Genomic DNA, 11,444 nt, shown 5'->3' on the forward strand with positions numbered 1-11,444 from the left:
CTCAGTCCCTGTTCTGAGCGAACGCCCACGCGTCCGCGACGATCCCCGCGAGATCCGCGCGGGACGGGTTCCAGCCGAGCCGCTCCCGGGCCGTGGCCGCCGAGGCCACCAGCACCGCCGGGTCGCCGCCGCGGCGCGGAGCGACCACCTCGGGGATCGGGTGCCCGGTCACCTGACGTACCGTCTCGATGACCTCGCGGACGGAGAACCCGTTGCCGTTGCCGAGGTTGCAGATCAGGTGTTCGGCGGGCCGAGCGGCCGTGAGCGCCAGCAGATGCGCCTCGGCCAGGTCCGCGACGTGGATGTAGTCGCGGACGCAGGTGCCGTCCGGCGTCGGGTAGTCGTCGCCGTAGATCGAGATCGCGTCGCGGCGGCCCTGCGCGACCTGGAGGACCAGCGGGATGAGGTGCGACTCGGGGTCGTGGCGCTCGCCGCACGCCCCGTACGCGCCCGCGACATTGAAGTAGCGCAACGAGACCGCGCCGAGGCCGTGCGCCGCCGCCTCGCCGGTGATCATGTGGTCGACGGCGAGCTTGGAGGCGCCGTACGGGTTGGTCGGCTTCGTCGGCGCGGTCTCGACGATCGGGGTCGTCTCCGGCTCGCCGTACGTCGCCGCCGTGGACGAGAAGACCAGCTTGCGGACGCCCGCCTCGCGCATCGCGGCGAGCAGCGCCATCGTGCCGCCGACGTTGTTGTCCCAGTACTTCTCGGGCTTCACGACCGACTCGCCGACCTGCGAGAACGCGGCGAAGTGCAGCACGGCGTCGAACGAGGAGTCGAGCCACTTGGCCGCGTCCCGGATGTCGCCCTCCACGAACGAAGCACCCGCCGGTACGCCCTCTCGGAAGCCCGTCGAGAGGTTGTCCAGTACGACGACCTCGTGGCCCGCCTCGATCAGGTGCTGCGCGACCACGCTGCCCACATAGCCCGCGCCACCGGTGACCAGGTACTTCCCACTCATGAACTCGCTACCTCTCGCAGTCGCTGGGCCGCGGTCTCCGGCGGCACGTCGTTGATGAACACGCTCATGCCGGACTCGGAACCCGCGAGGAACTTCAGCTTGCCGGAAGTACGTCGAATGGTGAAAAGCTCAAGGTGGAGCGCGAAGTCGTCCCGGTTGACGCCCTCGAACTCCTCCAGCGAGCCGAACGGCGCCTGGTGCCATGCGGCGATGTACGGCGTCGGGGGCTCCCCCGCCCCTTCTTTCCCGCCACCCGGCGCCCCTTCTTTCCCTCCACCCGGCCCATCGAAGATCCGGTCGAAGCGCTTCAAGAGTTCCAGATAGACCTGGGGGAACTCTGTGCGCGCGTCCTCGTCGAGGCCGAGCAGGTCGGGCACCCGGCGGCGCGGGTAGAGGTGGACCTCGTACGGCCAGTGCGCGGCGTACGGCACGAAGGCGACCCAGTGGTCACTCGACAGGACGACCCGGGAGCCGTCCGCCACCTCGCGGGCGACGACCTCGTCGAAGAGGTTCTCGCCGCCGGTCGCCTCCTTGTGCGCGGCGAGCGAGCGCAGCATCAGGGCCGTACGCGGGGTGGTGAAGGGGTAGCCGTAGATCTGTCCGTGCGGGTGGCCGAGGGTCACGCCGATCTCGGCGCCGCGGTTCTCGAAGCAGAAGACCTGTTCGACGGAGGGAAGGTGCGAGAGCTCGGCGGTCCGGTCCGTCCACGCGTCCAGCACCAGCCGCGCCTGCTCCTCGGTCAGGTCGGCGAAGGACGCGTCGTGGTCGGAGGTGAAGCAGACGACCTCGCAGCGGCCGGAGTCGCCGGCCAGTGAGGGGAAGCGGTTCTCGAAGACCACGACGTCGTACGACGAGTCGGGGATCTCGCTCAGCCGGTCGCCCTGCGTGGGGCAGAGCGGGCACTCGTTCGCCGGCGGGTGGTACGTACGCCCCTGGCGGTGCGAGGCAATCGCGACCGCGTCGCCGAGCAGCGGGTCGCGGCGGACTTCGGACGTGGTGACGGTCGGGTCGAGCGGGCGCCGGTCCACGGCGTCGCGCACCACGTCGTCGCGTGAGTCGTAGTAGATGAGCTCACGACCGTCGGCGAGCCGGGTCGAGGTCTTCTTCACAGTCGGACTCCCCATCCGCACCCATTCAAACCTTCAAACAGAACCGAACACAACAAACCACAATGCAACAGTAACGTCAATGCCTGCGCGGGTTTGGGCGGTGTCTGTGAAGCTTGGGCAGCCTTGCGGGGCGTCCGGGGCATAGATACGGGCATGCCTACCCCCACGTATCTGGCCGACGGGCTGCGAACCTCCCTGGCCGACGAACTCGGGACCTCTCTGGCCGACGGGCTCCGGACCTCCCTGGCCGCCGGGCTCCGGCTCCCCACGAACTGGCTCGACTACACGATCCTCGGGATCTACTTCGTCGTCGTCCTCGGCATCGGCTTCGCCGCCCGCCGGTCCGTCAAGACCACCCTCGACTTCTTCCTCTCCGGGCGCTCCCTGCCCGCGTGGATCACCGGCCTGGCCTTCATCTCGGCCAACCTGGCCGCCACCGAGATCCTGGGCATGGCCGCCAACAGCGCCCAGTACGGCGCGTACACCGTGCACTGGTACTGGATCGGCGCCATCCCGGCCATGGTCTTCCTCGGCCTGGTGATGATGCCCTTCTACTACGGGTCCAAGGTCCGCTCGGTCCCCGAGTTCCTGCTGCTGCGCTTCGACAAGTGGGCGCACCTGCTCAGTTCGATCCTGTTCGCCTTCGCCGCCATCCTGATCGCCGGTGTGAACCTCTACGCCCTCGCGATCGTCGTCGAGGCGCTCCTCGGCTGGCCGCAGTGGGTGGCGATCGTGGTCGCCGGGGCCTTCGTCCTCGCGTACATCACCCTCGGCGGTCTGTCGTCCGCGATCTACAACGAGGTGCTGCAGTTCTTCGTGATCCTGGCGGCCCTCATCCCGATCTCCGTGCTCGGCCTGAAGAAGGTCGGCGGCTGGGGCGGCCTGAGCGACAAGCTCACCGCCACCCACGGCCCCGACTTCGTCACCGCCTGGGGCGGCACCGGCATCGGCAACCCCAACCCGCTGGGCGCCAACTGGCTGACCATCGTCCTCGGCCTCGGCTTCGTGCTCTCCTTCGGCTACTGGACGACGAACTTCGCGGAGGTGCAGCGCGCGCTGTCCGCGCGGAACCTCTCCGCCGCCCAGCGCACCCCGCTGATCGCCGCATACCCGAAGATCTTCATCGTCTTCCTGGTGATGATCCCCGGCCTGGTGGCGGCGGTACTGGTCCCGAAGATCGGCACGAGCGGCTCGGATCTGCAGTACAACGACGCGATCCCGTACCTGATGCAGGAGCTGCTCCCGAACGGCGTCCTGGGCATCGCGGTGACGGGCTTGCTGGCGGCCTTCATGGCAGGCATGGCAGCCAACGTCTCGTCCTTCAACACGGTGTTCACCAACGACATCTGGGCGAAGTACGTGATCAGGCACCGGGAGGACGAGTACTACGTGCGGTTCGGCCGCCTCATCACCGCGATCGGAGTCTTCGCGTCGATCGGTACGGCGTTCCTGGCGTCGTCGTTCTCGAACATCATGAGTTACCTCCAGACCCTGTTCTCCTTCTTCAACGTGCCGATGTTCGTGGTCTTCATCGTCGGCATGTTCTGGAAGCGGGCGTCCGCGAAGTCCGGCTTCTGGGGCCTGCTCGCGGGCACGGTGACGGCGATGGTCAACTACTTCGTGATGTACAAGAGGGGCATCATCGGCATTCCCTCCGACCAGGGCGCCAACTTCGTCTCGGCGATCGCGGGCTTCGTCGCCGGTGCCGTGGTCATGGCCGTCGTCTCGCTCTTCACCGCCCCGAAGCCGGCCGACGAGCTCGAAGGCCTGGTGTACGGCACCCGCTCCCCCGGCATGGCCGAGCCGCCGGCCGTCGGCGACGACGCCTGGTATCGCAAGCCGGCCCTGCTGGGCTGGGGCGCGGTCATCCTGGCCGCCGCCTGCTACATCCCGTTCTCGTTCTGACCGCGGGAGGATGGAGAGACCATGTCCGAGCACTCCGAACACTCCGAATTCTCCGAGTACCCCGGACATCCCGGATACTCCGAGAAGGACGTCCAGCGGGAAGTCACCGAGCTGGAGCACAAGTCCGCGACCGCCGCGCGGATCTTCGACCTGCGCCGCATCATCGGCGGCCTCTTCGTGATCTACGGCATCATCGTCACGATCGCCGGCATCACGGTGTCCGACGCCAACCTGGACAAGGCGGAGGGCGTCAACATCAACCTGTGGACCGGTCTGGGCATGCTGGCCCTCGGCGTGTTCTTCCTGGCCTGGCTGTGGCTACGCCCCCTGGCACCACCTCCGCTGCCGCTCCCTGAGGAGGAGAGGCCCTCGGAGTAGAGATGTGCTGCCCTCACAGGAGGTGGAGGATGGGCAGATCTGGGCCATCGGCGGCTCACAAAAAGCCTGCTCAACGCCGCACCGGCCGGCCCAGATCTGCCCATCAGGGCTACTGCGCGGGGCGCGGGTCCTCCGCAGCCCCGGGTGGCATCGCCACCGGGCCCGCGCGGTCCAGCAATCCCGTGCGCGCCGCCAGTGCCGCTGCCTCAAGTCTCGACCCCACCCCCAGTTTCATCAGCACGCGCTGGACGTGGGTCCGGGCCGTCGACGGGGCGATGCCCATGCCGGCCGCGATCAACCGGGTGTCCTCGCCGTCGGCCACCCGGACCAGGACCTCGACCTCTCTCGGGGTGAGCATCTGGAGCAGGCGCTGACCCTCGTCGTCCGGTTGGGCGGCGGGGTTGAGGAGTTCGCTGAAGGCGCTCTGGAGTAGTTGTGGGGCCACTGCCGCCTCGCCCGCCCTTGCCTTCATGATCGCGCGCTCGACGCCTTCAATGCGTTCGTCATGGCGTACGTAGCCCGAGGCGCCGGCGGCGAAGGCGGCGGCGATGCCGCGCGGGTTCGGTACGGGGCCGAGGACCAGGACCGCCACCTGCGGGCGCTCCCGTTTGATCTTCACCACCGGGTCGAAGATCCCCGGTTCGGCGGGTGTCGCCGTGCCGAGCAGGCACACCTCGGGTGCCCGTGTGATCACCAGCTCCGCCGCTCCGGCAGCCGGCGCCGCCGCGGCGAGCACCCGGTGCCCCCGCAGCTTCAAGGCCGAGGCCAACGCCTCGGCGAGCAGTCGGTGGTCGTCGACCACCATGAGCCGCACTCCCATCAGGCAACCCCCCAGTCCCCCCAAGCATCCCCACTGGTTCCCCGTGGATTAGGAGCCCCCCGGCTCTCCATCCCCCGGAAGCTACACGCTTGTTCGACGTTGCGCTTCCCCTACCGGAGAGAAGTGCCCCGGAATATCGAAATCCCTCCCATTCGGGAGTGATGAGGGGTACGCGAACGACCCCGCCCCTGAGCAGGGATCCTGCACCAGAGGCGGGGCCGTTCACAACGGCGCGTTTCAACTACCGCGCGACTAGTGCGCGACTACTGCGCGCCAAAGGCGATCGCCAGGTACTCCTTGTCGTCCGAGGACGACGGCTTGTGGGCGTAGACCTGGGACATGTACAGGTGCCCGTCGCTGTAGATGATCTCGGCGTACTGCGGGAGCATGCTGGACTCCGCGTCACTGACCGAGTCGCTCGCCGGGTTCTCCAGCAGCTTGGTCGCCTTGAACGAGGTGCCGTCGATGCTGACGATCTGCCCGCCCTTGTCGTACGGCGGACGCTTGTACGCCAGGAGGTTGCCGCCGTCCATGCGCAGCGGGGTGATGGTGTAGCCGTCACCCGCGTCGGCGCGCTGGCCGGTCTGCTTTCCGGTGGCGAGGTCGAAGGCGACGATCTCGTTGGTCTGGCTGTACTTGCCGGTGCCGTCGTGTTCCTCGGTCGGGATGTACAGCTTGTCGTTGCCGACGGCGAGCGAGGAGCAGGATTCGATCCTGCTGATCCCGTCGCACCGGGCGGCGTACGTCTTGCCGGGCGCCGAGATCTTCGTCCGCAGCTTGCCGGTCTTGTTGTCGATGGAGAAGAAGTCGGAGATGCCGCTGCCGTCACCGGCGGAGTCGCCGACGTCGGCGGCGACGACCAGCGGGTTGGTCGACACGACGCTCGCGTACTCGATGCCGGGCGACATCTTGTACTCGGAGAGCACCTTCCCGGACTTCGGGTCGATGGTCTGGATGTGCAGCTGACGGGTGCTGCCGTATTCGCCGCACTTGCGCACCGCGACCAGCTTGTCGCCGCCGCCGTACCCGGCGTCGTAGCAGCTGTCGGTCGGCTTCGGCGCCCACAGCTGCTTGCCGGTCGAGATGTCGAACGCGGCGCCGCCGCTGGTGCTGCCCGCGGCAACCGTGTTCGCGCTCACGGTGACATTGTCGATGTTGACCAGTTCGTCGCCGGACTTGACCGTCTTGGTCCACAGTTTCTTGCCGGTGTCGAGGTCCAGGGCCGCGAGCTGACTGCAGCCGTGCGAGGGGTCCGCCTTGGTCGGCATGGCGGGCTCGTAGATGATCGCGGTCCGGTTGGCGTCGGTGGCGTGGCGGCTGGCCTCGCACACCGGGCCGGGGAGCTTGATCGTCCAGAGCTTGGCGCCCGAGTCGGGGTCGTAGCCGTTGACCTCGGCGTTGCCGCTCTTGGCGTACACCTTGTCGGTGAGCCAGGAGCCGACGGTGGTCACGCTGCTGTCGTCCTTCACCGCGGGCGCGGGGATCTGGAACAGCACCTTGGAGCTCGTGTTGGACGGGACCTTCTCCTTGCCGGTGGTACCGGAGGTCTTGCCGCCGCCCTTGCCGTCCTTGCCGCCGGTGCCGCCGCTCGTGCCCGAGGAGTTGTTCTTGCCCTCGTCCTTGCCGGTCGAGCTCGCGTACCAGACGCCGCCGCCGATGATCAGCGCGACGGCCGCCACGGCCGCCACGATGATGACCAGCTGGCTGTTGAACTTCCGCCCGCCGCCCCCGCCGTGGGGAGCCTGCGGCTGCATCGGCATCTGCGGCTGCGGATAGCCGTACGGGGCCTGCGGCTGGCCCGGGGCGCCGTACGGAGCCTGCTGCTGCCCCGGGTAGCCGTAGCCGCCGGGCTGGGCCGGGGGCGGCGGCGTCTGCGGGTAACCGTACGGCTGCTGCGGCGGGGCGGGCGGAGCCGTCTGGGGCGGCGGGGGCGTCTGCGGGTAGCCGTAGCCGGGGCCCTGCGCGGGCGGCGGGGGCGTCGGGGCGCCGAAACCGCCGGGGGGCGGGTCCTGCGGGGCACCGAAACCGCCGGGCGGCGGGTCCTGGGGCGCGCCGAAACCGCCCTGCGGGGGCTGGTTCGGCGGGGGCGGGGGCGGCTGGCTCATGACGTGTGTACCTCGGAATACGAAGGGTTGGCGGGTCTGAACGAAAGGAGGACGAGGAACGCCCCGGCGAGGATCAGCAGGTCACTTGCCGTAGGCCAGCATCAACTTCTCCTTCGCCTCGTCATTGCCCGTCAGCCGGGTGGTGGAGATGTAGAAGCGCCCGTCCACGTAGTCGACCGCCTTGGAGAAGAAGCCGTTCTCGATGTCCGCGGCGCCCTGCGGGTTCTGCAGCAGTTTCGTCGTCTTGTGGCTGCTGCCGGTCGTCGGGATCGACACGATCTGACCACCGGCGTCGTACGACGGCTCGACATAGGCGACGAGGTTCGTGCCGTCCATCTTCAGCGGCAGCATCGACTCGTCCGCCGGCGACTTGACGCGCCACTTCTCCTTGCCGGTCTCCAGGCTGAACGCGACGATCTCGTTGGCGCCGGTCTTCGCCTCGGTCGGCAGATAGAGGGTGTTGGCGTCGGCGACGGCGCCGAAGCAGCCCGACAGATCGCGGTCAAGGATGGCGTAACCGCACTCCGGCGCGAAGGTGTCCTTGCTCTCCAGCTGCGAGCGGAGGTCGCCGTTGTTCTTCAGCGTGGTGACGTTCACCCGCTTCTTGTCCTTGTTGGTCATGTACAGCACGACGGGGTCGACGGAGTACGCACGCTCGACCGTCCAGCCCTTGGGGATCTTCGTGGTCCACTTGGCCTTGCCGGTGGCCGGGTCCAGCTCCTGTACCTCGTCGTGCTCGGTGTCGGTGGCGACCCCGCAGGACGAGACGGCGATCAGCTTGGCGCCGCCCGCGAACCCGGCCGGGTAGCAGCCCGAGCCGTACTTCTTCTTGTCCCACAGCTGCTTGCCGCTGCTGACGTCGTACGCCGTACCGGACATCGAGCGGCCGACCATCAACGTGTCGCCGGTGATGGCCAGTTCGATGGTGAGCGTGCTGTCGAAGAGCTCGCCGTCGGGGACCTTCGTGCTCCAGCCCTTGGCGCCGGTGTTGAGGTCGATCTGCTGGAGCTGGTTGCACTTGGCGTTGTCGCCGGAGCCGCTCATGTACGCGACCACGGCCTTGTCGTCGGAGGTCTTCTGCGGGGTGACCGCGCAGATCTTCTGCGGGAAGGCGATCGCGTCCCAAGTCGGCTTGCCGTCCCCGACGTTGTAGGCGAAGACCTGCTTGTACGCCGGCTTCACCGCGGCCTTGTCGGTGACCCACAGGCCGGGGGCGTCGGCGCCGGAACCGGGCGCGTCCGGCGCCTCCTTGTACCAGAGCACCTTCGCCTCGCCGGCCTGGCGGCCCGCGTTGAGGTCCTCGGGATCCTCGCCGCCGTCGCCGCTGCCGTCACCGGGGTTGACCGGATCGTCGGAGGCGGAGGCCTTGCCGCTCGGGCTCTTGTCGGCGACCGGCTTCTTGCCGTCGTCACCACCGCCGCTGACGGCCCATACGGTGCCGCCGACGACGAGCAGCGCGGCCACCGCGGCGCCGATGATCATCGCGGGCCGGCCCTTGAAGGGGTTCTTGGAGCCGCCGCCGGGGGGCGGGGTGCCGGGCGCGCCGGGGTACTGCGCCTGAGGCGGGTATCCGTAACCGGGCTGCTGCGGCTGCCCGTAGGGGCCGGGCTGGCCGTACGGGCCCGGCTGCTGGGGGTGTTGCGGCTGCTGCGGTTGGCCGTACGGGCCCGGCTGGGCGTAGGGGCCGGGCTGCTGGGGGTATCCGTAACCGGGCTGCGGAGGACCGGCGGGCGGAGTCTGCGGGGGCGCGGGGGCCTGGGGCGGCTGCGCGGGCGGAGGGGGTGTGCCCTGCGCGCGCGGGTCCTGGGGTGCGCCGGGGGGCGTGCCCTGGGGTGGGCTCTGGGGTGCGCCGAAGCCGCCCTGCGACCGCGGGTCTTGGGGCGTGCCGAAACCACCGCCCGGCGGCTGGTCCTGCGGTGCTCCGAAGCCGCCCTGCGGCGGCTGACTGGGCGGCTGACTCATCAGCGCTTCCCCCTCTTCACTGATGTGGCGCCCCACCGGCGGCGCTGGATTCGCGCCACGTCCGGTGGTTCTCAGACTGTTCTCAGACGGCTCTTTCTATCACTCTGGCGCCCCCGCACAGGGGGCCGGTCCGCCCCCTGTTCCCAAGGGAGGACCGGCCCGTGATGCCGTCGTTACGCGCCTTCACGCGCCCTTCACGCGGGGCCCATGTCGCCGTACACACTGCGCACTTGCGGTGTACGCGCCCGTCGCGTGCCTTCTGACGCGCCCTGCTACAGGCCCTGCTGCACGCCCTGTTACGCGTCCTCCGCCAGCTCCAGCCAGCGCAGCTCCAGGTCCTCGCGCTCCCCCGCCAACTCGCGCAGCTCGGCGTCGAGTTTGGCGACCTTCTCGAAGTCGGTGGCGTTGTCGGCGATTTGGGTGTGCAGCTTGGTCTCCTTCTCGGAGATCTTGTCCAGCTGCCGCTCGATCTTCTGGAGTTCCTTCTTGGCGGCGCGGGCGTCAGCGGCGGAGGCGGCCTTGGCGGTGGGCCCCGGCGCGGCGGCGAGTACGGCGGCCGCGGCCACCTCCTCCATCTTCCGGCGCCGCTCCAGGTACTCGTCGATGCCGCGCGGCAGCATCCGCAGGGTGCCGTCGCCGAGCAGCGCGAAGACGTTGTCCGTCGTCCGCTCGATGAAGAACCGGTCGTGGGAGATCACGACCATCGAGCCCGGCCACCCGTCCAGCAGGTCTTCCAACTGGGTGAGGGTCTCGATGTCGAGGTCGTTGGTGGGCTCGTCGAGGAAGAGGACGTTGGGCTCGTCCATGAGGAGCCGCAGCAGCTGCAGCCGACGACGTTCACCGCCGGAGAGATCCCCGACCGGGGTCCACTGCTTCTCCTTGTTGAAGCCGAACGTCTCGCACAGCTGCCCCGCGGTCATCTCGCGCCCCTTGCCGAGGTCGACCCGGTCGCGGACGGCCTGGACGGCCTGCAACACACGCCAGTTCGGGTCGAGTTCGGCGACCTCCTGGGAGAGGTAGGCGAGCTTGACGGTCTTGCCGGTGACGATCCGCCCGGCGGCCGGCTGCTCCTCCCCCTCGCTGCGGGCGGCGTCGGCCAGGGCCCGCAGGAGCGAGGTCTTGCCCGCGCCGTTCACCCCGACGAGGCCGACCCGGTCGCCGGGGCCGAGGTGCCAGGTGAGGTGCTTGAGCAGCACCTTGGGGCCGGCCTGCACGGTCACGTCTTCGAGGTCGAAGACGGTCCTGCCGAGCCGCGAGCTCGCGAACTTCATCAGCTCGCTCTTGTCGCGGGGCGGCGGTACGTCCGCGATGAGCTCGTTGGCGGCCTCGACGCGGAAGCGCGGCTTGGAGGTGCGGGCGGGCGCCCCGCGGCGCAGCCAGGCGAGCTCCTTGCGCACAAGGTTCTGCCGCTTCACTTCTTCGGTGGCGGCGATCCGCTCCCGCTCGGCGCGGGCGAAGACGTAGTCGGAGTAGCCGCCCTCGTACTCGTACACCGCGCCCTTCTGCACGTCCCACATGCGGGTGCAGACCTGGTCGAGGAACCAGCGGTCGTGCGTCACGCAGACGAGGGCGGAGCGGCGGTCGCGCAGATGCTGCGCGAGCCAGGCGATGCCCTCCACGTCCAGGTGGTTGGTGGGCTCGTCGAGGATGATCAGGTCCTGCTCCTCGATGAGCAGCTTGGCGAGGGCGATGCGGCGGCGCTCGCCGCCGGAGAGGGGGCCGATGACGGTGTCGAGCCCCTGTGGGAACCCGGGCAGGTCCAGCCCGCCGAAGAGCCCCGTCAGTACGTCCCTGATCTTGGCGTTCCCCGCCCACTCGTGGTCGGCCAGGTCCCGGATGACCTCGTGGCGGACGGTGGCCGTGGGATCGAGGGAGTCGTGCTGCGTCAGCACGCCCAGGTGCAGGCCGCCGGAGTGCGTGACGCGGCCGGTGTCGGACTCCTCCAGCTTGGCGAGCATCCGGATGAGGGTGGTCTTGCCGTCGCCGTTCCGCCCGACCACACCGATCCGGTCCCCCTCGCTGACGCCGAGGGAGACTCCGTCGAGCAGGGCACGGGTGCCGTACACCTTGCTGACGGACTCGACATTGACCAGATTGACGGCCATTACTCTCCTGCCAAGGGGGACGATCGACCCTCAAGGGTAGTCCGCGCGGCCTACAGACCAAGCCGAGAGTTTTTTCGCCCCCTCCGCCCCTGCCCGTCC

Annotated in this window: 8 protein-coding genes; 2 read left to right on the forward strand and 6 right to left on the reverse strand. The window is 69.2% G+C overall.

Annotated elements, in window-relative coordinates; all coding sequences use genetic code 11:
- Nucleotide 1 precedes the first annotated feature (1 nt).
- A complete protein-coding gene (galE, locus tag ACFY0T_RS39450) occupies nucleotides 2-961 on the reverse strand; it encodes a UDP-glucose 4-epimerase GalE (RefSeq protein WP_388882360.1) in 960 nt (319 codons plus the stop codon).
- Entirely contained in the window at nucleotides 958-2,070 is a 1,113-nt protein-coding gene (gene galT / locus ACFY0T_RS39455; protein ID WP_388882362.1) for a galactose-1-phosphate uridylyltransferase, read from the reverse strand. Before galT ends, galE begins: the two co-directional genes overlap by 4 nt.
- A 153-nt stretch (nucleotides 2,071-2,223) precedes the next feature.
- On the opposite strand from galT, the gene ACFY0T_RS39460 reads away from it, so the two are divergent.
- Nucleotides 2,224-3,975 carry a sodium:solute symporter family protein gene (locus tag ACFY0T_RS39460; protein ID WP_388882365.1) on the forward strand — a complete coding sequence of 584 codons (1,752 nt, stop codon included), beginning with the start codon at nucleotides 2,224-2,226 and terminating at the stop codon, nucleotides 3,973-3,975.
- A 21-nt stretch (nucleotides 3,976-3,996) separates the two neighbouring features.
- Nucleotides 3,997-4,353 carry a hypothetical protein gene (locus ACFY0T_RS39465; RefSeq protein WP_388882368.1) on the forward strand — a complete coding sequence of 119 codons (357 nt, stop codon included), beginning with the start codon at nucleotides 3,997-3,999 and terminating at the stop codon, nucleotides 4,351-4,353.
- Between the two features lie 109 nt (nucleotides 4,354-4,462).
- Here the strand turns inward: ACFY0T_RS39465 and ACFY0T_RS39470 are convergent, their stop codons facing one another.
- From ACFY0T_RS39470 to ACFY0T_RS39485, 4 genes are all read right to left on the reverse strand, one after another.
- Nucleotides 4,463-5,173 carry a LuxR C-terminal-related transcriptional regulator gene (locus ACFY0T_RS39470; RefSeq protein ID WP_388882371.1) on the reverse strand — a complete coding sequence of 237 codons (711 nt, stop codon included), beginning with the start codon at nucleotides 5,171-5,173 and terminating at the stop codon, nucleotides 4,463-4,465.
- 263 nt (nucleotides 5,174-5,436) lie between these two features.
- Nucleotides 5,437-7,278, reverse strand: coding sequence for a PQQ-binding-like beta-propeller repeat protein (locus tag ACFY0T_RS39475; protein ID WP_388882375.1), 1,842 nt, complete (start codon nucleotides 7,276-7,278; stop codon nucleotides 5,437-5,439).
- Between the two features lie 81 nt (nucleotides 7,279-7,359).
- A complete protein-coding gene (locus ACFY0T_RS39480) occupies nucleotides 7,360-9,240 on the reverse strand; it encodes a PQQ-binding-like beta-propeller repeat protein (RefSeq protein ID WP_388882378.1) in 1,881 nt (626 codons plus the stop codon).
- Nucleotides 9,241-9,536: 296 nt separating this feature from the next.
- Nucleotides 9,537-11,345 carry an ABC-F family ATP-binding cassette domain-containing protein gene (locus ACFY0T_RS39485; RefSeq protein ID WP_388882381.1) on the reverse strand — a complete coding sequence of 603 codons (1,809 nt, stop codon included), beginning with the start codon at nucleotides 11,343-11,345 and terminating at the stop codon, nucleotides 9,537-9,539.
- Between the last annotated feature and the right edge of the window lie 99 nt (nucleotides 11,346-11,444).

The sequence above is a fragment of the Streptomyces sp. NPDC001530 genome (genome assembly GCF_042894545.1).
GTDB lineage: Bacteria > Actinomycetota > Actinomycetes > Streptomycetales > Streptomycetaceae > Streptomyces.